The 22316-nt window shown below is 35.4% G+C and carries 22 protein-coding genes and 1 pseudogene; 9 read left to right on the forward strand and 14 right to left on the reverse strand.

The features are described from left to right. Positions 1 to 139: 139 nt before the first annotated feature. Together NST63_RS13150 and NST63_RS13155 are read left to right on the forward strand one after the other, a co-directional pair. Positions 140 to 1261: an NAD(P)/FAD-dependent oxidoreductase gene (locus NST63_RS13150; RefSeq protein ID WP_212945682.1), complete on the forward strand. Its 1122-nt coding sequence runs from the start codon at positions 140 to 142 to the stop codon at positions 1259 to 1261. Positions 1262 to 1410: 149 nt separating this feature from the next. Continuing rightward, positions 1411 to 2754: a sodium-dependent transporter gene (locus NST63_RS13155; RefSeq protein WP_341042459.1), complete on the forward strand. Its 1344-nt coding sequence runs from the start codon at positions 1411 to 1413 to the stop codon at positions 2752 to 2754. A gap of 57 nt (positions 2755 to 2811) precedes the next feature. On the opposite strand, the gene lepB is transcribed toward NST63_RS13155, so the two are convergent. Further along, entirely contained in the window at positions 2812 to 3339 is a 528-nt protein-coding gene (gene lepB / locus NST63_RS13160) for a signal peptidase I (protein ID WP_341042462.1), read from the reverse strand. Between the two features lie 307 nt (positions 3340 to 3646). On the opposite strand from lepB, the gene NST63_RS13165 reads away from it, so the two are divergent. The 5 genes from NST63_RS13165 (at position 3647) to NST63_RS13185 (ending at position 6586) form a co-directional block, all read left to right on the forward strand. Further along, positions 3647 to 3865 (forward strand): hypothetical protein, encoded by a 219-nt coding sequence (locus NST63_RS13165; protein ID WP_058003738.1) that lies wholly within the window; start codon positions 3647 to 3649, stop codon positions 3863 to 3865. A gap of 291 nt (positions 3866 to 4156) precedes the next feature. Further along, complete coding sequence (locus tag NST63_RS13170) at positions 4157 to 4486, forward strand: PadR family transcriptional regulator (protein WP_058003739.1); 330 nt, start codon at positions 4157 to 4159, stop codon at positions 4484 to 4486. Continuing rightward, on the forward strand, positions 4483 to 4881 hold the full coding sequence (locus NST63_RS13175; RefSeq protein ID WP_058003740.1) for a permease prefix domain 1-containing protein: 399 nt from the start codon (positions 4483 to 4485) through the stop codon (positions 4879 to 4881). Before NST63_RS13170 ends, NST63_RS13175 begins: the two co-directional genes overlap by 4 nt. A gap of 13 nt (positions 4882 to 4894) precedes the next feature. Further along, complete coding sequence (locus NST63_RS13180) at positions 4895 to 5524, forward strand: hypothetical protein (RefSeq protein ID WP_341042471.1); 630 nt, start codon at positions 4895 to 4897, stop codon at positions 5522 to 5524. A 45-nt stretch (positions 5525 to 5569) separates the two neighbouring features. Next, positions 5570 to 6586 (forward strand): fatty acid desaturase, encoded by a 1017-nt coding sequence (locus tag NST63_RS13185; protein WP_071975889.1) that lies wholly within the window; start codon positions 5570 to 5572, stop codon positions 6584 to 6586. Positions 6587 to 6664: 78 nt separating this feature from the next. Here NST63_RS13185 and ilvA read toward each other — a convergent pair whose 3' ends face one another. Then, positions 6665 to 7933, reverse strand: a complete 1269-nt coding sequence (gene ilvA, locus NST63_RS13190; protein ID WP_212945685.1) for a threonine ammonia-lyase IlvA — start codon at positions 7931 to 7933, stop codon at positions 6665 to 6667. Between the two features lie 304 nt (positions 7934 to 8237). Between ilvA and NST63_RS13195 the strand changes: the two genes are divergently transcribed. Then, positions 8238 to 8765, forward strand: coding sequence for an AAA family ATPase (locus tag NST63_RS13195; RefSeq protein WP_212945763.1), 528 nt, complete (start codon positions 8238 to 8240; stop codon positions 8763 to 8765). Positions 8766 to 8797: 32 nt separating this feature from the next. On the opposite strand, the gene cysK is transcribed toward NST63_RS13195, so the two are convergent. The 4 genes from cysK to NST63_RS13215 all read right to left on the reverse strand — a co-directional run bounded on the left by cysK (position 8798) and on the right by NST63_RS13215 (position 12355). Continuing rightward, positions 8798 to 9721 (reverse strand): cysteine synthase A, encoded by a 924-nt coding sequence (gene cysK / locus NST63_RS13200; RefSeq protein ID WP_341042475.1) that lies wholly within the window; start codon positions 9719 to 9721, stop codon positions 8798 to 8800. A 93-nt stretch (positions 9722 to 9814) separates the two neighbouring features. Continuing rightward, positions 9815 to 10189: a nucleotide excision repair endonuclease gene (locus NST63_RS13205; RefSeq protein WP_212945687.1), complete on the reverse strand. Its 375-nt coding sequence runs from the start codon at positions 10187 to 10189 to the stop codon at positions 9815 to 9817. 891 nt (positions 10190 to 11080) lie between these two features. Further along, positions 11081 to 11719 carry a nitroreductase family protein gene (locus NST63_RS13210; RefSeq protein WP_212945688.1) on the reverse strand — a complete coding sequence of 213 codons (639 nt, stop codon included), beginning with the start codon at positions 11717 to 11719 and terminating at the stop codon, positions 11081 to 11083. 24 nt (positions 11720 to 11743) lie between these two features. Further along, a complete protein-coding gene (locus NST63_RS13215; RefSeq protein ID WP_341042478.1) occupies positions 11744 to 12355 on the reverse strand; it encodes a TetR/AcrR family transcriptional regulator in 612 nt (203 codons plus the stop codon). Between the two features lie 132 nt (positions 12356 to 12487). Here NST63_RS13215 and NST63_RS13220 point away from each other — a divergent pair, with 132 nt between their 5' ends. Then, positions 12488 to 13666, forward strand: coding sequence for an MFS transporter (locus NST63_RS13220; RefSeq protein WP_341042479.1), 1179 nt, complete (start codon positions 12488 to 12490; stop codon positions 13664 to 13666). A 455-nt stretch (positions 13667 to 14121) separates the two neighbouring features. Here the strand turns inward: NST63_RS13220 and NST63_RS13225 are convergent. The 8 genes and pseudogenes from NST63_RS13225 to NST63_RS13260 all read right to left on the reverse strand — a co-directional run bounded on the left by NST63_RS13225 (position 14122) and on the right by NST63_RS13260 (position 22091). Continuing rightward, positions 14122 to 14593 (reverse strand): annotated as a pseudogene (locus NST63_RS13225) (GNAT family N-acetyltransferase). A gap of 260 nt (positions 14594 to 14853) precedes the next feature. After that, positions 14854 to 15768 carry a ribose ABC transporter substrate-binding protein RbsB gene (gene rbsB, locus NST63_RS13230; protein WP_212945692.1) on the reverse strand — a complete coding sequence of 305 codons (915 nt, stop codon included), beginning with the start codon at positions 15766 to 15768 and terminating at the stop codon, positions 14854 to 14856. Between the two features lie 12 nt (positions 15769 to 15780). Further along, the gene (gene rbsC, locus NST63_RS13235) at positions 15781 to 16725 is read right to left on the reverse strand and encodes an ABC transporter permease subunit (protein WP_212945764.1); all 945 of its coding nucleotides are present in this window, start codon (positions 16723 to 16725) and stop codon (positions 15781 to 15783) included. Positions 16726 to 16753: 28 nt separating this feature from the next. Then, on the reverse strand, positions 16754 to 18235 hold the full coding sequence (locus NST63_RS13240; RefSeq protein WP_212945693.1) for a sugar ABC transporter ATP-binding protein: 1482 nt from the start codon (positions 18233 to 18235) through the stop codon (positions 16754 to 16756). A 70-nt stretch (positions 18236 to 18305) separates the two neighbouring features. Further along, the gene (gene rbsD, locus NST63_RS13245) at positions 18306 to 18701 is read right to left on the reverse strand and encodes a D-ribose pyranase (protein WP_212945694.1); all 396 of its coding nucleotides are present in this window, start codon (positions 18699 to 18701) and stop codon (positions 18306 to 18308) included. Beyond that, on the reverse strand, positions 18698 to 19582 hold the full coding sequence (gene rbsK / locus NST63_RS13250) for a ribokinase (protein ID WP_341042480.1): 885 nt from the start codon (positions 19580 to 19582) through the stop codon (positions 18698 to 18700). Before rbsK ends, rbsD begins: the two co-directional genes overlap by 4 nt. After that, positions 19575 to 20564, reverse strand: coding sequence for a LacI family DNA-binding transcriptional regulator (locus NST63_RS13255; protein ID WP_212945696.1), 990 nt, complete (start codon positions 20562 to 20564; stop codon positions 19575 to 19577). The genes rbsK and NST63_RS13255 overlap by 8 nt, the downstream gene beginning before the upstream one ends. A 267-nt stretch (positions 20565 to 20831) precedes the next feature. Further along, positions 20832 to 22091 (reverse strand): M20 family metallo-hydrolase, encoded by a 1260-nt coding sequence (locus NST63_RS13260; protein ID WP_436580333.1) that lies wholly within the window; start codon positions 22089 to 22091, stop codon positions 20832 to 20834. Positions 22092 to 22316: the final 225 nt, after the last annotated feature.

Genomic DNA, 22316 nt, shown 5'->3' on the forward strand with positions numbered 1-22316 from the left:
ATTTTGATATAGTAGATAATTAAAGTTTTCCCGTAGTAAATTTTTATGCTAATATTTATTGTAGAGTTTTTTCCTTCCATCAAAAGCCATATAATTAAATATCTTTAATACATATAAAGTAGTTCAAGGAATGAAGACAATGAATCAAATAATTATTATTGGAGCTGGAATTCTAGGTGCTTCAACTGCCTATCAATTAGCAAAGTCTGGAGCAAAAGTAATTGTCATTGATCGAATGGATAAAGGGCAAGCTACCGATGCAGCTGCAGGGATTGTTTGTCCATGGCTTTCTCAGAGGCGTAATAAAGCTTGGTATGCACTTGCTAAAGGCGGGGCAAAGTTTTATCCAAACTTAATTTCTGATTTAGAAAAAGATGGTGAACAAAATACTGGTTATGCACGTGTTGGAGCAATCAGTATCCATTCCGATCAAAAAAAGCTCTACGAAATGAAAAAGCGTGCATTAAAAAGAAAAGAAGATGCACCAGAAATGGGAGAAATCACTGTTTTATCGGAAGAACAGACAAAAGCCTTATTTCCTCCTTTAGCAGATGGTTTTGGAGCTGTTCATGTCAGTGGAGCTGCACGAGTAGATGGTCGAGCACTTCGTTCCTCATTAATAAGAGGGGCAGCAAAACATGGAGCAAATATAATAAATGGACATGCAGATTTAGTAATGGATGGCAATAAGGTTAAAGGTGTTATTGTGAATGACCAAATGATACATAGCCATTCTGTGATTGTAACAACAGGTGTTTGGGCAAAACAGCTTCTTGAACCAATTGGGTTACATTTTAAAGTGTCTTCTCAAAAAGCACAAATTATTCATTTACAATTAACTAACATGGAAACAAAAGATTGGCCTGTGGTTATGCCACCTACAGACCAGTATATTCTAAGCTTTGATGATCATCGAATTGTAATCGGAGCAACCCATGAAAATAATGTTGGTTTCGATTATCGAGTAACTGCAGGAGGTATTCACGAGGTTCTAAATAAGGCACTACAGATTGCCCCGGGATTAGTAGATAGTACTATACTCGAAACGCGTGTTGGATTCCGACCATTTACACCAGACTTCCTTCCTGTATTTGGTCCTCTACCAGAGCATCAAGGAATCTTGCTAGCGAATGGACTTGGAGCATCAGGTTTAACGATGGGTCCCTTTATTGGGGCTGAATTAGCAAAGCTTGCACTTGGCTTAGAGTCAGATTTGAACCTAAGCCTTTATGATGTTGCAGGTGCAATTCAAAGTTTTTAGTTACTTGTTTAAATATCCCCTTTTCTAGTCTTTGTTGTAGAAAAGTCGTAAATCAAAAAAGATTTACGACTTTTCTCTTTAATACGTCGAAAAATTCAGAATAATGGTATGATAAATATATCTATTCTATTAATATAAAGGAGAGTTCTATGAATCAAAAAAAAGATCAATGGTCATCGAAAATTGGTTTTATTTTATCTTCTGCAGGAGCTGCGATCGGTTTAGGAGCCATTTGGAAGTTTCCCTACGTCACCGGTATGAGTGGTGGAGGTGCATTCTTTCTTATTTTTGTTATTTTCACCTTATTAATTGGGCTTCCGTTGTTAATATCAGAATTTATTATAGGTCGTGGTTCTGGAAAAGAAGCAATTAGCGCCTATAAAGCCCTTGCACCAAATAGCCTTTGGGCCTGGGTAGGGAAACTAGGTGTTCTTGGTTGTTTTCTATTATTATCTTTTTATAGTGTAGTTGGTGGTTGGATTATCATTTATAGTGGATTATCCATCGTAGGAATGGTAATAAAAGAAGGAACTAATTACCCGGAGCTGTTCGGACAAATTACAAGCTACCCTTTAATTACGATTGGTGGTTTAGCACTATTTATTCTTATTAATATCATTGTCATTTCATTCGGGATTCAAAATGGAATCGAAAAGGCTAATAAATATATGATGCCGATCCTTTTTATCTTTTTTATCATTCTTGTCATTCGTTCCATTACTTTAGATGGAGCATTGGAAGGCATTCGGTTTTTCTTATATCCTGATTTTTCAAAGATTACAGCTGAATCAATTCTATATGCATTAGGGCAGTCTTTTTTTTCATTAGCAGTTGGATTTTCTTGTATGGTAACCTACAGTTCATATTTAAAAAAGGATGTTAGCATTCCAGCATCTGCTTTTTCAGTAGTATGGATGAATATTTTTGTTTCACTGCTAGCGGGTCTAGCAATATTCCCAGTAGTTTTTGCGTTTGGATTAGAACCTGCTGGAGGTCCAGGATTATTATTTAATGTACTTCCTACTGTCTTTTCACAAATGCCATTTGGGGAAATATTCCTTTGTTTGTTTTTAATTTTATTTTTATTTGCAACTTTAACTTCATCATTTAGTTTATTAGAAATAATTGTTGCCGCCTTTACTTCTAAGAGAAACAGATCAAGAAAAAAAACTTCATTGATTTCAGGAGCTATTGTTTTCCTCGCGGGGATTCCAGCAGCACTTTCCTTTGGCCCTTTGCAAAAATTGCATATTTTAGGTAACAATATATTTGACGCGACTGATTACTTAGTCAGTAATCTAATGCTTCCAATTGGTAGCTTTCTTATAGCATTATTCATCAGCTATCGAATGGATCAATCATTAGTAAAGTCTGAATTTATGTTAAGTAATTCCCTGTCCTCATCTTGGTATCTTTCATGGAGAATCTTAATGAAATGGGTTATTCCGATCGTTATCGTCCTTGTATTTCTTAGTTTAGTTGGGGTTTTTTAATAAAAATTGAAAAAAAGGTGATGAATCTAAAAAATAAGATTCATCACCTTTTTTCATTTATTTCGGAAACCCTATCTTTTGAATAGGGAAAAATCTAAGCTTTACTTCGCCGATTATAGAATCTTCATGAATAAATCCAAATTTTCGACTATCATTACTATGTCTACGATTATCCCCCATAACAAACAAAAAGTTCTTCGGCACATCTACTTGAAAATCCTCAGTTAATGTTTCTGTTAAAGAGAGATTTTTTTTATTTTCTTGTAAATATGGTTCTTTGTATAATTCACCATTTATTAACAACTGATCATTTTTCATTTCCACATGGTCTCCAGGTAAACCGATAACCCTTTTAATAAAATCTTCATTTGAAATTGGAGAATGAAAAACAACCAAATCTGAACGGTCAATGCGAGTTAATTTTGATGCGATAAGTTTATTATTTTCTTGAAATGTTGGCATCATTGATACCCCTTGAACAGTAATAGGGGCAAAGATAAATTTCCTACAAATAAAGGCAACAACGACTGCAAATATAATGGTTTTGGTCCAAGAAAGAATTTCTTTTTTTATACTTTTTTTCATCTCCATACTCCCACCTTGTATTTTATAACCCTATTATACCATATTATGTATATTTATTTCTTTTAACCTTTAAAAATAATCTTAATATTTAATAAATGATTCTCCCTTTAATTAAAGGAAACTATTCGATCTTTGGCGAATATATAAATATAAGAAATGTGAAAACGCTTTGTTCATCGGACCCAAGTGAATAAGCCAATATCTTTTATCATAAAGCTAAAAAAAGAATACCTATAAATAGAAACTGGGAATGGACGGAGCAGAACCACTTGATATTTTCATATCTTATAAAAGGGGGATGATGAAAATGAATAGTAAAGTTTTAGAAATTCAATGTACCAATCCTAATTGTAAAAGATGGTTCAAATCACCTTTTACTCATGGAAATTTAGACGGATTTAATGTAAACGCTTTCAAGGGGTTAAAGGCTCAATGTCCAACCTGTGGGAAGATGGTAGCTGGAACAAAGAAAAATGTACGGGTACGACTGTTCGATGACCATAGCCAATTTAATAAAATTTCATAAAAATGACAGGACAGTCTCTAATGATCATTATTTAGGGACTGTCTTTTTTAATTTTGATTGAACGATATTCAAATGGGAATAGATATGTATCTATTTAAATAAAATTATAGATTTTTCAATACCTCCTTAACTTCCCCCAAAAAGCCACCATATATATACCCGTCAAAAATAAGTTCAAATTATTTTGTATGAAAAAATGATGTTCTGATTAAATTTTACTTTGACAGATAGAGTAATTTGAGTTAGTATTACTCTATCAGATAGAATAATCATTAAACTGGAAGGTGAATTATGATTAGAAGTGACATCATTCGTGGACATTTGGACTCCATCATTCTTTGTTTAATTCTAGAAAAAGATCAGTACGGATATGAAATATCTAAACAAATAAGTCTACGTACAGAAAATCGATTTCAAATAAAAGAAGCAACTCTTTACGCTGTTTTTCAACGTCTAGAAAAAAAGGATCTAATTGAATCTTATACGGGTAGCATTACCCATGGCGGAAAACGAAAATATTACCGGATTACTCCACTTGGGAAAGCTTATCTTAAAGAAATGATTAAAGAATGGAAGGAAACAAAGGAAATCGTTGATTTATTTTTGGAGGGATTACAGTGAAATCAGTAAAAGAGCATGTTGATGAATTATTCAAAAGAATTCCAGAAAGTCAAGAAAAAGAGCAAATTAAACAAGAAATAATAGAAAATCTTGAGGAAAAAGTATATGACTTAATTGCCCAAGGTAAAGAGGAAGAAGATGCCATTAATAAAACAATCATAGAATTTGGGGATATAGATGAAATTGAAAAAGAATTAGGAATAGCTCAACCTACTAAGAAGAATATGACCAAATTAGACTTAGGCTTTTCTATATGGGGAAGCGTTCTTATCATTGCCTTGTTTATATTTATTAATTTATATTATACACCAAAAACTATTTGGTTTGTTTATCCTACATTTGCTGTATTATGGTGGCCGTTAAGTATGTTCTATAGATGGTTACGTCGAAAATAAAGGAGAAATGAACATGCAGAAACAGGATATAATTTTCGCTTGGTTAGGGAGTATCCTTTGTATCTTATTCTTCTTAGTGGTTAACTACTTAACTAATCCAGATTATTTATGGTTTATCTATCCAACCTTTTTTATTTTACTTTGGCCAATTAGTATGTACTCTATTAGACATAAAAACCTTAAATTACACTCACTTTTTACAAGTGTAATTCTGATTTTATTTTTCATAACAATTAATTATGTGCATAGCCCGTTTCACCCTTGGTTTTTATATGCCATTTATCCGATACTTTGGTGGCCAACCCTAATGTTTATGGAAAAAGGTCGGAAAACAGTTTCTCTTGCAATAATAGGAAGCCTAATGACAATTGTCTATTATTCTTTTCTAAACGCAACCATATCACCACAGTATCCGTGGGCAATCTATCCTAGCTTTGTTGTTTTATGGTGGCCATTAGCACTATTTTACGCAAAAAAGAAGGAATATTACAAATTTTCGATCGCAGCTAGCATACTAATCATTCTTTTTTTCATTGTTGTAAATACAGTATCTTCCCCTAATACTATTTGGGCGGTTTACCCTATTTTTATCATTCTTTGGTGGCCGTTAAGTATGTATTACTTTCAATATCGAAGAAATTAGTTTTGCTCATAATATATTAAATTGATGAAAAAGGTGATGGAGAAAATGACAAACAAACTAAAGAACGAACTTCGTGAGTGGAAGGAAAAGCTAGCATCATTTGAACGACCGCGTATGTCTGCAAGTGTTAGCCAATTAATCAACTCAGTTGGACTTTTTGTTATATTTTGGGTATTGTCTTATTTAAGTCTAAATATTTCGTATTGGCTTACATTGTTATGCGCTATACCCGCAGCTGGATTTTTAGTTAGAACATTTATTATATTTCACGATTGCACGCATTATTCGTTTTTCAAAAATCGAAAAGCTAATGAAATTGTTGGGATCATAACAGGCTTACTTACATTTTGTTCGTATGAACAATGGAAGCATAGCCACTCCATCCATCATGCAACGAATGGACATTTAGATAAACGTGGTGATGGAGATGTTTGGACATTAACATTACAAGAATATGCAAATGCCCCCTTTCTAAAGCGTGTGTGGTACCGAATCTATAGAAACCCGTTTGTCATGTTCATTATTGGACCTTTGTATCTTTTTTTAATCTCCTATCGTTTTAATCGAAAAAATGCAACAAAAAAAGAGAAGAGACATGTCTGGATAACAAATGTGATATTACTTACTATTGTACTAATTCTCGGCATGACATTAGGTTGGAAAGCGTTCATATTAGTTGAACTCCCGATTTTTTTCATTGCCTCATTCGCAGGTGTATGGCTGTTTTATGTCCAGCATCAATTTGAAGATGGTTATTTTGAGAGTGGAGAAAATTGGAGTTATGTCGAGGCAGCATTAAAAGGTAGCTCTTACTATAAACTTCCAAAACTATTACAATGGTTCTCAGGGAATATTGGGTTTCACCATGTTCACCATCTTAATTCCAAGGTTCCAAACTACCATTTAGAAGAAGCTCATAAAAGTGATCCTCGACTCCAAGATGTACCTACTCTTACATTATGGACAAGTCTAAAGTCACTTACTTTTAAGTTGTGGGATGAGAAATCTAAAAAGTTTATTGGAAATAGAGAAATTCAGAAATTTATTCGTAACAATATTTAATAGACTAGTAGGCAATCAAATTTTCATGGGAATCCCCTAAAATTTGATTGCCTTTATTAGTATATTACGTGCAGAACGCTAAATGAGTAAGTGAAATAAATTACTATCCTTATTTACTTCTGTATAAGGAAATCCCTTTTTCTTCATTCGATCAATTAGTAAATGATAATCTTCCTTTCTTTTTAGCTCAATCCCGACTAGTCCAGGACCACATTCTTTATTATTCTTTTTGGTGTATTCAAAGGTAGTAATATCATCATCAGGGCCAAGAACATTATCTAAAAATTCCCTAAGCGCACCTGCCCTTTGTGGAAAGTTAACAATGAAGTAATAAAGTAATCCTTCATGGATCAATGATTTCTCTTTAATTTCCTGCATTCTCCCTATATCATTATTTCCCCCACTAATGACACAAACGACTGATTTCCCTTTTAACTGTTCTTTATAATAATCTAGAGCAGCAATTGGCAATGCTCCGGCAGGTTCAGCAACTATAGCATGTTCATTATATAATTCTAATATTGTTGTACATACTTTTCCTTCTGGAACTGGAATAATGTCATCTACAAATTGACTACAAATCTCATAAGTTTTTTGACCGACACATTTTACCGCAGCACCATCAACAAATTTATCAATATTTGACAGTGGATAAACACTCCCATTTTCAATAGATGCTTTCATACTTGCTGCCCCACTAGGCTCCACTCCAACTAGCTTGGTATGGGTAGAAACACTTTTTATGTAAGTACTTATTCCAGACATTAATCCACCACCACCGATGCTTGCGAAAACAAAATCTATAGGCTCTTCTACATCGTTCAGAATTTCAACAGCTACTGTTCCTTGACCTGCTATTAATTTTTCATCATCAAAAGGGTGGATAAATACTCTGCCTTCCTTTTCTGCACATTCATACGCACTTGCAGATGAATCATCAAATGTATCACCAATTAACACAACTTCGATATGTTCACGACCAAACATTTTTACTTGATCTATTTTTTGTTTTGGAGTGGTTTGTGGCATGAAAATTTTTCCGTTTATTCCTAGGTCTCTGCAAGCAAATGCTACACCTTGGGCATGATTTCCTGCACTCGCACAAATAACTCCTCTTTCCCTTGCCTCAGCTTCAATTGTTTTAATTTTATAGTAGGCTCCTCTAAGTTTAAATGAACGAACATGCTGTAAATCTTCTCGCTTTAGATATACATTACACTGATATTTTTCAGATAATCGTTCATTTTTTTGTAATGGTGTATGCGCTACAATATCTTTTAGTTGTTGATACGCAATAAGAATGTCTTCCACATGTACTGTTTTTGCTTTCACCATCTCTTGACTCATATTTACCCTTCTTTCCACAGAATTTTCCTATAATTTGTACATTATAACATGTCAAATTTAGATTTTAAACATTAATTTTCTAAATATTCAGATGAAAGCGTTGCCATTTAAAAATTTCTTTAAAGAATGTATAAAAATCGGAAAACAGCCAGCAAGGCTTTTACGAAAACAACTTACTATACGAAAATAGCCACGAAAAAAAGGGAAGAACATAAAAATGTCGAATAATTGTAAATAATATGCTTTTTTTATAAAAGTGATTGATAATCTTTGTAAAATGATTAATCCAAAAGGTGTGATAGTAATGAATTTTTTTTTACAAATGGCAGGCTTCCCTGGTTCTGGTAAATCAACACTGTCGAGAAAAATAGCTCAAGCAATTCAAGCTGTCATTATTGATCATGACATTGTCAAAACCGCTTTATTAGAATCGTTAGATGATCTTCCAATTGACCCTAGGAGAGCTGGGAGTGTGTCATATCATATTGAGTGGGCTTTAATTGATTTTCATCTTTCTCAAGGTCATAGTGTCATCTTCGATAGTCCATGCTTCTATTCTGAAATGGTGGAAAAAGGAGTAGCTTTAGCAAATAAAAATGGGGCAAAATACAAATATATTGAATGTTATTTAAACGATGTTGAAGAAATTAAGCGAAGATTAAAGAGCCGTACCAGGATGGTGAGCCAAATTCAGACGGTGGATTCAGAGGAAGGTTTTTATCAAGCGATTAACCAAAGTAAAAAACCTGATAGCAATCATTATCTCATCATCGATTCGAGCCAACCACTAGAAAATTACATCAATAAAGTTCTCGAGTACATTAAATATTAAAAGGGGCCATTTTTAAAAGCCCCCCTAAATATCTATTCCGCATATAATTCTGAAGATAAATATCTTTCTCCTGTATCAGGTGCGATACTTAAAACTCTTGCATCTTTTGATAATTTTCCCGCGATCTCAATGGCAAAAAATGCCGATGCAGCTCCAGATGCCCCTAGTAAAATCCCTTCTTCCTTACCGAGTCTTCGAGCCATTTTGATTGCATCTTCATCTTTAATTAATAAGATATCATCATAAATTTGACGATTTAAAATACTCGGAATGAAACCAGGACCTGTCCCAGGTATTTTATGTGGTCCAGGTTGTCCACCCGATAAAACAGGTGATCCTGCTGGCTCAACTACAAATATTTTCAAGTGAGGAATCTTCTTTTTTAATTCCTCCCCAACACCGGTAATGGTACCTCCTGTTCCTGCAGTCAGCACAAGCACATCGAGTTTTCCTTCAAATGCTTCAACTATTTCAACAGCTGTTGTTCCTCTATGTGCATCAGCATTTGCCGGATTATCAAATTGCATAGGAATAAAACTTCCTTCAAAGTTACTTGCAAGTTCATTTGCTTTTTCGATTGCACCTGTCATCCTCCTTGAAGCAGGAGTCAAATACACCTTTGCTCCATATGCTTGTAATAATCGAACTCGTTCCATCGTTGCATTATCTGGCATTGTAATTATGCAACGATACCCTTTCGCTGCACATACCATTGCTAAACCAATACCAGTATTACCAGAAGTAGGTTCAATAATGACGGTGTGATCCGGGTGGATCCTCCCTTCTTTTTCTGCTTGCTCAATCATATTGGCTGCAGCGCGATCCTTTACACTGCCCCCAGGGTTAAATGATTCTAATTTAATAAAAACGGATGCCCCATTTGCATGAACTACACGATTTAACCTTACAATTGGTGTATTTCCAATTAAATCGATAATTGATGAAGAATACCCCATTACCACTACCTCCACTATTATTGGATTAACCTATATGTTTGCATTATAACAAAAAATAAAAGGAACATTGAAAATACAATGTCCCTCAATTGTTTACTTGTAAAATACCTTATCAATATTATATTTTGCCTTATATTTATTAATCATATATGTCTCATAAATCTCTCGTTCCATTGGATCTTCAACATATATTACAGCAATTTTTTGAACTTCTTCACGATGTTTTTTTATTGGAGATACATTATCCTCAAAATGTTTCGTTACTCTTTGACGTAATTTTCTTGCCTTACCAACAAACAAGAGCTCATCATTTTTATTATAGAAGAGTATTAAACCTCCTTTTTCTCGTGAAATCTTTCTGAAATCCGTAAAGCCGTACTCACTACTAATTTTATGATCTTTTACATCTTGAAGTGGTTTCTGCTTCACAATCACCACATCAGAAGTTGGTATATCAATTTTTATCATTTAAGTCACTTCCTGTTTTAAATTGAATCTCCATTATAGCATATACTGATGCTAGAGTTTAACTCCATTTCCTTCTCTTTTATAAAATGGCTGTTTTAAGTAGAGTTTATTACTTTTTTAAAAGCCTAACTGCTTGATTTGAAAAATGATAATAAAGTTGATTAATTTTCTTTTAAAAATATAAGAGCCTTGCTACAATTCAGTTGTAGTAAGGCTCTTTAAAATTAATTATTTTTTATACATTTAAAGGTATTTAGACTCAAAAATAATTATAAAAGTAGTTTAATTCTTATTCAACTAAAGCCCCTGTTCGTATTATAAGGTTATCCAGATATTTCTGGTTGACCATTTTTTATATCGATATATGATAACGGTAGCCGGGGTAAAACATAAGCTCCCATGGGAAATAGATCCCGTCAACTTAACAGTTCACCCCCTACTTATAGAAACATGATTGAGGCTGATTGGTACGTAGATCTCGCATAACAAGCGAAGCTGTAATACTACCTGGAGGAATTAGGGGTTACTGGCAAATTACTAGCTTAGGAGGTGGATAAAAAAATGAATCCAGTAATTGGTCTGGATGTTTCAAAGGGAAAATCAAGTTCAGCCTTTTTAGATAAAGGTAAACTATAGAGAAAAGGCTATAAAGTTTCCCATACTATCGAAGGTCTTATTTATTTGAAGGGTTTATAGAGGTAGCTGAGAATGAAACTGAAAAGAAACCACCTATCGTCCCAATTTTTCCAAAGGACGGTTTCTTTTTTGTTTTCAAAGTAAAAAGGGATGTTCCTTAGGTGAATTTTTTGACCTAAGGGACACCCTTTTGTCGTTCGGATTTATGAATATTATAGACTAATACGGGGCCTCGTCTATCCAGCTTTATTTAGATTATTTCCATTGTGCGATATCATCAACTGGCAGTCGCACTGGAGGACGGCCTTCATCCGCCGCTTTACCAATAGAAATAATAACAATTGGGATGTAACGCGTGGCATCAAGCCCAAATGCTTCTGCGATTTTTTCTTTGTCGAATCCAGCCATCGGATTGGTAGCGTAGCCATGTGCGTAAGCTGTTAGCAATAATTGCATAGTGACAAGTCCGCCGTCAACCATTACGGATTCGCGCTTTTCTTGAACAGAGAAACTGTCAAATAACGGTACGATAGTTGAAAGTATTTTTTCCTTAATCTCCTGCGGCATGTGGCCGAGTTCCACCGCTCTGCCGTATATATCATCGGCGCGGTTCGCAAACTCAAGATCACCAAACACGGCAATAACCGCTGAGGAGGTAATAACTTGTGTCGAATTAAACGGTGCAATCTCAAGCAACTTCTCCTTGGCATCCTGACTTTCAATGACAACAAACCGCCAGGGCTGCAAATTGAACGATGACGGTGCAAGCGTTGCCTCCTTCAATATTTGGCTCATTTCCTCTCGGCTAATTTTTACTTCGGGATTGTATTTTTTAATGGTACGCCGTCCGTGAATAACCTCGTTAAAATCCAGAACAGTATTTGTTATAGTCATCATGTTTTCCTGCTTTCCTTTTATTTATTGTGAGTCGAGAGAAGCGTAAGGATCACTGACAAGCAAACGATCGATAATATCAGTCAGTGCTTGCCTTTTCTCTATATATTCTTGTTCGTTCCATGAAAAAATTCCTTTGTCCAACCAGAAGGCAGTACCTACCAGTAAAAATTCTACAGCTAGTTCTGGTTGCCGTGCCTTGAATGATCCTTCTTCTACACCTTGTCTAACGATTTGTTTTGCATAGGGAAGTATGGCCATAATTTCGGCAACAATCCATTTCTGATGCATTGTGCTGTTGTTTTCTTGATGAAGGTATTTAAGTACGTCCACATCTTGTTCATTCGGAGTAGCTTCCGTAAAGATCCGTGTAAGCTTCTCTAAAGCATTCCATTGAGGACTTTCGACTAAGTTCTTCACTTCTTCGAGTCGTGAGGCCAAAGTGCGTTCACATGCTGCATTGATGATTTCTTCTTTAGATTGAAAATAATAGTAGAACGTTCCCTGCGCAACTCCAACTTTCTTGACGATATCTCTGACAGAGGTATGCTCATACCCCTTTTCGGCAAACAACTTGATTGCAGCATTCAAAATCTCATCTCTACGTTCCTGCGGGTCTTTAGAAATTCTTGGCATTTTTTTCAGGTCTCCTTTTTGTTCACTCCTGTCATATTTTTAATTTTACTTGTTGACTGGTAGTCAGTCAACGTTATAAACTTATTTTACACACTGACTGACAACCAGTCAATAAAAACAGGAGGAATTTTTATGAACAAACGAAAGATTTTATTGGTGCTTGGACTTTCTGCCGCGATTGTTTCTCTCGGTCAAAGTTTGTATGTTCCATTGCTCCCAGACCTTCAGCATGATCTGCATACTACTTTATCATTGGTTAACCTCACAGTTACTTTATTTACGGTCGCAATGGCCGTGATGCAGGTTGTACTTGGACCTATCGTCGATCGCAGCGGCCGCAAAAGAATTCTAATTCCCGGGATGATTATCTATGTACTAGCCACGATTGGATGTATGTTTTCTTTTTCTATTGAAATGCTTCTCCTTTTCCGCGTCATTCAAGGGATCGGAGCGGCTGCAGTACCTCTAGTTGCTGCAACCATGATCGGAGATGTATTTGAAGGTGAAAAGCGGGCTGAAAGTATGGCCACATACCAAATGATATTGGGGATATCCCCTGCTGTTGGGCCTTTGATTGGCGGCCTGATCGGATCTGTATCTGGGTACACTGGCGCCTTTGGTTTTGCGGCGGCAAGTGCTGTTCTCATTATGTTTACTGCCTTGTTCTTGTTACCCGAAACTATGCCAACAATTTCAACTACCACAGGAAAACTGCTTGGACTAAAGGCAATTGGACGGATTTTTCAAAGCAAAACCGGTCGTGTCGTGTTGTTGAGCGGTTTCGTTCTTTATGATGTCTTTTACACGTTTATTGTATTTCTCCCCACGATATTGCAGTCCCAATATAATCTGGGCGCTGCCACTATCGGTGTTTTTTCCCTAGTGTTAATGGCATTTAATCTTGTTGGCAGTAAATTCAGCGGAAAACTTCAAACCAAAATTGGTTCTGTAAAATCACTGTTTTGGGTCAGCTTTTTTATCGTGGCCAGTCTTGTTATTTTTATTTTTGCCGCTCAGCTTTCCCTTATAACATTGCTTATGGCATTAACTCTTACCGGTTTTGTAAGTGGACTAGCAATGCCTGCGATGCCAACCTTATTATCGACAGAATTCGTTAAAGAACGAGCAACTGCAATGGGAGTCTACAACTTTGTCCGTTATTTGGGTATGGCAACAGCACCGATGATCGGTAGTGTTTTATATCCAGTCGGCGGTACAGCTTTGTTGATTGGTGTAACAGCTGCCTTTGTTGGGGTCGCCGTAATTGCTACTCGTCAATTATTGCCGAAGAAGAGCGAACAGACAGCTTAACCAAATATCGTGGTAGCATCGAGAACATGCTGATTTACAACGTTGAGAAAATTTCAATATTAAAAATTCTATTTCTCAATACAATGTACCCTATTAAGTAGACACCAAATTAGTCTACCAATAGGGTACTTTTTTGTATAATTAAGAAACACAACTATAGATAACAAAGGAACGGGAAACTAATGAGAAAAAGATTTTCACAGAGATAGTAACAAACAGCTATCAACTTTAGAGACTTTCTATTTTAGATTAAATCAACTTCAATTGAAATGTGCTGCTTCATCAAAATCATTCCTTGTATAGTTATATACATAATAATACATTGCTTTTTTTATTTATCCTTCTTCAGCTAACCTGACCCTTAAGCTCAATAAGCCTTAACATAAAGAAAGAGCACAATTTTTGCTGCAGAATTCCGCCCTATAAGGTAATACACACTATATTTTTAGATTTCATTAATTGAGGGAAAGAATAAACTCCTCCACATCTTGCCACGTGCATTAGAAAACCCATTGTCCTCACCAGTAATCATGAATCCACATTTCTCTAGGACCTTAAGAGATCCGGTATTGTCTTTCGCGGCACGAGCATAAAGGGGACGAATTGTAATGTGCCTTAGAAATTCTCGTAAAGCTTTTGTTGCGATTCCTTTTCCCCAATATTCCTTTCCAATCCAATAGCTAACTTCTAGTTCTCCGAACTGCTCGAAACATGAAATATGCCCAACCACATTCTTTTCGACAATAATCGTCTGCTTAATAATTTCCCTATCAGTAAGAAATTTGTTCCAGTGTGTAGTGAAGCCATCCCAATACTGGGGTCTTTGCTCGTAAAGGCAGCCATATGGTTCGCTTCATGGTTCTGTTGATGCTTGAAAAAAATAGGAAGATCATCCTCAATCACATTCCGAAGCATTATATTACGCATCAAACTCCCCCTTTGATATTTACTTTATTTAACGAACGTGTGTTCCTGTTGCAATGGATTATCAAAATACTAAATCCGTTCTATGTATAAAAATAATCTTTGATCAAACCACTTTTTTGTCACTAATAATACTATACCTTATGATTTTACACCTAAAAAAGGTTTAAGTGTGGCTTCTATGGAGTTTTCAACTCTTTTCTCGAGTGAAATGTTATTAAAAGACCATGTTGCGAAAAGAACAACATGGTATGGTTTATTTTTTATTTGGTTACAAGTTTCAATGGTGCAGGAATATTTTTTTCTACTTTTTTTCCTTGTAAAACATCTCCAGCTGCTTTTACTGCTAGTTTACCGATAAGTTCTGGTTGTTGTGCAACTGTTGCATTTAATTTTCCATCTTTAATGGATTTTAGTGCATCATCATTCCCATCAAAACCTACTACAATTATATTTTTCCCTGAACTATTTATGGCTTCTAAGGCACCTAATGCCATCTCATCATTATGAGCAAAAACAGCTTGTATATCAGGATTACCTTGGATAATGTTTTCCATCACGTTTAACCCTTCTGTTCTGTCAAAATGTGCTGATTGCTTTTCTACGACTTTCAATTTCTTATCTGCTATATTATGAAAACCTTTTCCTCTTTCACGCGTAGCCGATGCCCCAGGAACACCTTCTAATTCAACTACTTTTGCATTTTCACCTAGCTGCTCAATAATATAATTGGCTGCCATTTCGCCACCTTTAATATTATCAGATGCTACTAATGACTCTACTTTCCCCTTATCTGCAGAACGATCAAGCGTAATAACAGGAATACCGATATCATTGGCAGATTGCACAGCCGTTGAAATAGCTGCAGAATCTGTTGGATTAATTAATAGTGCATCCACACCTTGCTGTAACAAGTCCTGAACATCATTTACTTGTTTTGCAGAGTCATTTTGTGCATCTATAACGATCACTTGCATTCCTTTTGCCTTCGCTTCCTTTAAAACACCATCCTTTAATGAAACAAAGAAGGGATTGTTTAAAGTAGAAACCGATAATCCTATTTTAATATTTTTTAAATTGCTCTTTTTAGATGGTTTAGCCCATTCGGGTGGCTGCATCGAGCATGCCCCTAATAGAATCATGGATAAGGCCATCATTAATACTAAGATTTTTTTCATTACATACCCCTCCTATGCTGCTTTTTTGCGGTCAAGTAAAACGGCTATAAGAATAACAATTCCTTTAACGACCATTTGATAAAATGATGAAACACCAAGTAAATTTAACCCGTTATTCAATGTACCAATAATTAATGCCCCAATTAGGGTACCGAAGATCTTCCCACGACCTCCTGAAAGACTTGTCCCACCTAATACAACTGCTGCGATAGCATCAAGTTCATATGAAGTTCCCGCTGTTGGTTGTGCAGAGTCTAGACGAGAAATCAGGATCGCACCTGCCAACGCAGATAACAGCCCTGCTAGTGAGTAAATCATAATTTTTACACGAGGAACCTTAATTCCAGAGATAAGTGCTGCTTTTTCATTCCCACCAATGGCGTAAGTTTTACGACCAAATGGGGTTTTCTGTAAAATGATATATAATATAATAAATGCAATAATCATAGTAATTGCAGGAACTGGTATTCCTAAAAAGTAACCACGACCAAATAATTGAAATAGTCGGCTATCACTTAAGCCTGTAATCGGATTTCCATCAGTATACACGAGCGTTAAACCACGAAATACTGTCATTGTTGCTAATGTAGCAATAAATGGAGCCATTTTTCCTTTTGTAATTAATAAACCGTTAACCATTCCCATTATTCCACCAAGTAAACAACCAATTATTATAGCTAGAATTGGATCTAAACCAGAAACCATCATCCCAGCCATTAATGCGCTTGATAATGCTAATATTGATCCAACCGATAAATCAATGCCTCCGGTTAAAATTACAAATGTCATACCGTATGCTATTAAAGCATTAATGGCAACTTGTCTTAATAGATTCAAAATATTTAAAGGTTGTAAAAAGCTTGGATTTAAAATAGATACGATTACTACTAAAATAATAAATCCGAGTAATGGACCAAGTTTTTGCATAATATTATCTAAATGATTTGCTCGACTCATTGATTTCCCATCGCTAACTGTCTTCATCCTACTGACCTCCTGTTGCTAATGTCATTATATTTTCTTGTGTAGCTTCTGCTTTTGTTAATTCACCACTGATTTTCCCTTCATGTACGACCAAGATTCGATCACTCATACCGAGAATTTCTGGAAGTTCCGATGAAACCATGATAATCGCAACGCCTCTATCAGTTAGTTCATTCATCAATTGATAAATTTCTCTTTTCGCTCCTACATCAACTCCCCTTGTTGGCTCGTCCATAATAAGTACTTTTGGACCAATCCCTACCCATTTTGCAATAACTACTTTTTGTTGATTGCCTCCAGATAAACTGCCTACTTGAGAATTAATGGATTCAGTTTTAACTGTTAATCGTTTAACGAGCATTTCCACAAATGTTTGTTCATTTTTATCCTTAATAATGCCCTTCGGTGCAAAACTTTTTAAGCTAGGCAATACGACATTATCACGGATAGAGAAATCTAAAACTAATCCTTCATCCTTTCGGTCCTCTGTGATAAAACCAATCCCCTGTTCGATGGCTTGATATGGGGTCTTTACATTGACTTTTTTCCCGTTCATCCATAACTCACCAGAATCGAATTTATCTAATGCAAAAATCGCTCTCATAATCTCTGTTCGACCTGCTCCCATTAATCCAGACACACCTAAAATCTCACCGGAGAGAACAGAAAAGCTAACATTTTCAAATACACCTTTTCTAGAAAAGTTTTTCACTTGTAACACTGTTTTTCCTAAATTAGGAGTTCGCTCGGGATATCTTTCTGTCAATTCACGACCTACCATTTTTTTGACTACTTCATCAAAGTTAGTCTCTGGTATAGGCTTCGTATCTACTGTTATCCCATCTCTCATGACTGTGATTCGATCACATATAGAAAATATTTCCTCCATTCGATGAGAAATATAAACGATTGACACCCCTTCTTTTTTTAGAGAAGCAATGACCTCGAACAATTTTTGAATTTCTCGTTCCGTTAGGGCAGCTGTTGGTTCATCCATAATAATGACCTTCGCATCAGTTAGCAACGCCTTTGCTATTTCAATCATTTGCTGTTGTCCAACAGAACATTGGGATGCTTCCTGATCAAGCGGAATCGTAACAGACAGTTTTTTAAACTGCTCCTTTGCCAGCGCTTTCATTTCCTTCGTTTTTAAAAATCCTAATGAGGATTTAAGCTCTTTCCCAATAAATAAATTTTCTAAAACGGTCATATCTGGCCAAATATTTAGTTCTTGATGGATAAAAGTAATGCCATATTTTTCAGCTTCCTTTGGATTCGAATAATACGTTTCGTTTCCATCAACTATTATTTTCCCCTGATCCAAACGGTGGAGACCAGTAAGAATATTCATCAATGTTGATTTACCCGCACCATTCTCTCCCATAAGGGCATGTACTTCTCCATGTTGTAGTTCAAAGTTAACACCCGAAAGCACTTGGTTCGTACCAAATGCTTTGTGAATGTTCTGCATGGAAATTTGCATCATTTTTCACCTCTGTTAAATGAATGTGTTCGATTATTATAATCAGATGAATCTGTGACAAGTACTTATACTAAAAAATAACACCTGATTGCAAAATACAATTCGCATATGGTGTAGCTTCCCCTGTGCGAATAATAGCTTTAGCATGTTGGGTTAATTCTTTGAATTTTTCGTGGGCAACTAATTCTATATTTTCGCAACTAAATTGCTCTTTCATATACTGATATGTTGTGAGATTATGCGTTTTGATTTCACTTGCTAAAGTTACTTTTTCAATTCTCATATCGTCTTTGATTACTGAAACTACTTCTTCAAAACTAGGAACACCCAATCGTAATGCAAGATCAATCTTCAATACTCCTTGAGGTACAGGCAAGCCTGCATCAGCAATAACAATATAATCGGTATGACCAAGATCAGCTAATACTTTTGATATATGACTATTTAATATGCCTTTAAGTTTCATGCTTCCATACTTCCTTCTACTTCTGTACGAATTGGCATCCCGCCCTGAGCACCAAATTTTGTAACAGAAAGAGAAGCTGCCCGATTGGCAAAACGAATACTGTCATCTATATTTTTTCTTTCTGAGAGTGCCACAGCAAAAGCTGCATTAAAGGTATCTCCAGCACCAGTTGTGTCCACTACCTCAACTTGATATGAGGGAATAAGAACTTCACTTTGTCCGTTAAAATAACGAACACCGTTTTTTCCTTCTGTAATAAATAATTTATTTGGATATTTCCTTAAAGCCTCTTCCTTTGTTAAGCCTTCAAATAACAAAGATGCCTCATGCTCATTTGGTGTAATATACCTAGCTTTATCGATAATATTTTGACTTAGTCTTCTAGCAGGAGCAGGATTTAATAGAAGTGAAACATTTAATTCATTACATATATTTGCAACATACTCGACCGTTTCCTCTGGTATTTCCTGTTGGATTAAAACAATATCTGCCTGTTTAATAACATCTAATGCATTTTCAACATATTCGGGAGTTACATAATCATTTGCACCTTTTACAACAATAATACTGTTGTCATCTTCAGCTAAAATAATATGAGCGGTTCCACTTTTTTCGCCGGTAACCGGTTCCACATACTTTGTATCAACATTATTTTTTTGTAAGTTTTCTAATATAACTTCTCCATAATTATCATCACCGATACGACCTATCATTATTACTTCAGCACCCAAGCGGGATGAGGCAACTGCTTGATTTGCACCCTTCCCGCCTGGAATTGTTTTAAATGATTCACCAATAATCGTTTCCCCTGCAATAGGTCTCTTTGGTGCAGTTACAACTAAGTCCATTGAAGAACTTCCAATGACAACAATTTTAGACATGTTCATCAACCTTTCTGGTAGTATCTCTATTAATAAATGTAACCGGTAATTGAATATTTTTCTTCTGCAACTTTTCATTTTTCATTAGCTTAATTAGAAGCTGTGCTGCTTCTTTTCCCATTTCATATGCCGGTTGTCTTATCGTCGATAGTGGAGGAAATAATAAGCTGCTATGTGGAACATCATCAAATCCAATTACTTGAATTTCATCAGGTATTTTTTTACCAATTCGTAATGCCTCATGTATAACTGCCGTTGCAACTATATCATTACTAGCTATAACACCATCGGTATCTGGATATTTTTCGAATAAATCCTTGGCCCATGTTTCCGCATCTTTAAATGAGAAAGATGTTGTAGACATCACATAAAAATTTATATCAGAAGTACTTAATACCTCTAAAGCTCCTTGAAATCGGTCAACTGCAGTTTGCAAATGGCCTGGACCTTTTATTAAAGTAATCCGTTTACTGCCTCTTTTAACCATTTCCATAGCTGCGAGTTTACCTCCTTCTTTCCCATCTGCAAAAACTGAAGGATAACCACTAGAAGTACGGTCAAGAAAAACAACGGGAATTGATAAATCTTGATACACTTTTTTACTTAAAGTATTTGTCATAGAAATTAATCCAATAACATTATTTTGCTGGAACGTTTGTATATAATCTTGTTCTTTTTCTGCATCTTCATCTGTATTTCCAAATATTAAACGATAATCATGAAGTCTCATTTCATCTTCCACTCCTCGAGCTAATAAAGGGAAGAATGGATTTGTAATATCAGGAAGTAAAAGTCCAATTAACCTCGATTTTTTTGTATACAATGAACGGGCTACTTCATTTGGACTATAATTTAATTGTTTAATCATTTCATTCACTGTGTTTCTTGTATCTTCATGTACGTAACCGGTTTCATTTAATACTCTCGAAACCGTTGCAACTGAAACCCCAGCTGCTTTCGCTACATCTCGTATTGTAACCATATGGCTCACCTCTTTGTGTAACCGTTTCCACATTCAGGATAGCACATTATTTATTTACATACAAGAACTTTTAAAACCTTTTATCAACGATTTTTTCTTCTGGCTCTTTTCTCAAACTTTGTTTCTATAATAGCTGTTACAAAAACAATTTACATTACGGAAACAGCCTTATGTTCAACTTTGTCCTTTAAAAAATTATTAATAGTAAAAGAAAAAGCAAATGATAAAGAAGGTCATTGTATGTACCTTTTACAATGACCTTCTTTATCATTTATTCATTTTTTCCATTAACTTTAATGTTGTTTTGTACAATAATTCTGTTCCTAATGAAATGTCTGCAAATGTCGCAAATTCTTTTGGATTATGACTTATTCCATCTTTACATCGTACAAAAATCATTCCATACTCACATATATAGGACATAGCTAGTGAATCATGAAACGGCCCACTCATTAATTCAACGGGATCAAGTCCCATTTGTTTACATTCTGTTCTCATAATTGACATAATCCGATCAGAACAATAACGTGGTTCACTATTTGTATCCTCTGTAATTTTATAAGACAGCTGATGTTCATTTGCAATACTATTTATTTTCTCTCTCAATTGTTCTTCTAACTGATTTCTTCGATTTATATCAATATCTCTTAAGTCTACTGTGAAACTAACTTTTTCAGGTATGATATTACGAGAGTCTGGAAATACATTCATGCTACCGACTGTTCCAACTGTGGGTGAATCTGGATCTTGACTGGCAATTTCATTAAGAGCGACAATTATCTTGGCTGCCCCGACTAGTGCATCTTTTCTCATTTTCATAGGTACAGATCCGGCATGCCCCGCAAATCCCTCAAGTTCAATTGTTAACCATAAGGGACCGGATATACCAGTAACAATACCAATTGGTTTCTCCATTACATCTAATATCGGACCTTGCTCAATATGCATTTCTAGGAAAGCTGCAATACTATTAGGCGGATAAACGGAGTCAGCTAATTTATCAGGATCACATCCAAATTGAATTAATGCTTCTCTTCTTGAAATCCCATTTTTATCTGTTCTATCAAGCTCATCTTCCTCAAGCTTTCCAAGTATCCCTCTTACTCCGAATAATCCTTTATTAAAACGACAACCTTCTTCATCAGAAAATGCCACCACTTCGATAGGTATTGACGGAATAATCATGTTTTCTTTCATAGTTTGGACAACTTCCAGTGCTCCTAGAACCCCAATAACACCATCAAACCGACCGCCATAAGGTTGAGAATCTATATGTGAACCTAACATTAATATAGGGGCGTCAGGATTTTTACCTTCATATCGACCAATTAGATTTCCAAAATGATCAATCTTTGTTGTTAAGCCAGCTTCTTCCATCCACTTCTTCACTGTTTCTACCGCTTGTCTATCTTCATTAGATAAAGTTAGCCGACATACACCTGTTTCGCCAATTTTACCAATTTCAGCTAAAGCATTAATCCTTTTTTTCAACCGATGTTGATTAATTATTAATGTTCGAGTAGTCATCCATATTCACCCTCATTCATTTATTATAGCTGTTTTTGGATAGTATGTTGCTTTTGTGTAATAGCTCTGCTACCAACTTTTACACCTAATAAAGGTTCATCGTTCTTATTTAGTTTTCAGCTCTTTTCTCAGTGGAGTGAAAGACTTGTCGTTCCTCAAACCTATTTTTATTGGTTAAAAGATTATCTACAAAGCCAAGATTATTTAAGTAAAGAGCTATTTTCA

This window comes from Heyndrickxia sp. FSL W8-0496 (genome assembly GCF_038007825.1).
GTDB lineage: Bacteria > Bacillota > Bacilli > Bacillales > Bacillaceae_C > Heyndrickxia > Heyndrickxia oleronia.

Coding starts and splice junctions, on each gene's coding strand:
- NST63_RS13150 (WP_212945682.1), top strand. CDS start 140: ATGAATCAAATAATTATTATTGGAGCTGGAATTCTAGGTGCTTCAACT.
- NST63_RS13155 (WP_341042459.1), top strand. CDS start 1,411: ATGAATCAAAAAAAAGATCAATGGTCATCGAAAATTGGTTTTATTTTA.
- lepB (WP_341042462.1), bottom strand. CDS start 3,339: ATGAAAAAAAGTATAAAAAAAGAAATTCTTTCTTGGACCAAAACCATT.
- NST63_RS13165 (WP_058003738.1), top strand. CDS start 3,647: ATGAATAGTAAAGTTTTAGAAATTCAATGTACCAATCCTAATTGTAAA.
- NST63_RS13170 (WP_058003739.1), top strand. CDS start 4,157: ATGATTAGAAGTGACATCATTCGTGGACATTTGGACTCCATCATTCTT.
- NST63_RS13180 (WP_341042471.1), top strand. CDS start 4,895: ATGCAGAAACAGGATATAATTTTCGCTTGGTTAGGGAGTATCCTTTGT.
- NST63_RS13185 (WP_071975889.1), top strand. CDS start 5,570: ATGACAAACAAACTAAAGAACGAACTTCGTGAGTGGAAGGAAAAGCTA.
- ilvA (WP_212945685.1), bottom strand. CDS start 7,933: ATGAGTCAAGAGATGGTGAAAGCAAAAACAGTACATGTGGAAGACATT.
- NST63_RS13195 (WP_212945763.1), top strand. CDS start 8,238: ATGAATTTTTTTTTACAAATGGCAGGCTTCCCTGGTTCTGGTAAATCA.
- cysK (WP_341042475.1), bottom strand. CDS start 9,721: ATGGGGTATTCTTCATCAATTATCGATTTAATTGGAAATACACCAATT.
- NST63_RS13205 (WP_212945687.1), bottom strand. CDS start 10,189: ATGATAAAAATTGATATACCAACTTCTGATGTGGTGATTGTGAAGCAG.
- NST63_RS13210 (WP_212945688.1), bottom strand. CDS start 11,719: ATGACTATAACAAATACTGTTCTGGATTTTAACGAGGTTATTCACGGA.
- NST63_RS13215 (WP_341042478.1), bottom strand. CDS start 12,355: ATGCCAAGAATTTCTAAAGACCCGCAGGAACGTAGAGATGAGATTTTG.
- NST63_RS13220 (WP_341042479.1), top strand. CDS start 12,488: ATGAACAAACGAAAGATTTTATTGGTGCTTGGACTTTCTGCCGCGATT.
- rbsB (WP_212945692.1), bottom strand. CDS start 15,768: ATGAAAAAAATCTTAGTATTAATGATGGCCTTATCCATGATTCTATTA.
- rbsC (WP_212945764.1), bottom strand. CDS start 16,725: ATGAGTCGAGCAAATCATTTAGATAATATTATGCAAAAACTTGGTCCA.
- NST63_RS13240 (WP_212945693.1), bottom strand. CDS start 18,235: ATGCAAATTTCCATGCAGAACATTCACAAAGCATTTGGTACGAACCAA.
- rbsD (WP_212945694.1), bottom strand. CDS start 18,701: ATGAAACTTAAAGGCATATTAAATAGTCATATATCAAAAGTATTAGCT.
- rbsK (WP_341042480.1), bottom strand. CDS start 19,582: ATGTCTAAAATTGTTGTCATTGGAAGTTCTTCAATGGACTTAGTTGTA.
- NST63_RS13255 (WP_212945696.1), bottom strand. CDS start 20,564: ATGGTTACAATACGAGATGTAGCGAAAGCAGCTGGGGTTTCAGTTGCA.
- NST63_RS13260 (WP_436580333.1), bottom strand. CDS start 22,091: ATGACTACTCGAACATTAATAATTAATCAACATCGGTTGAAAAAAAGG.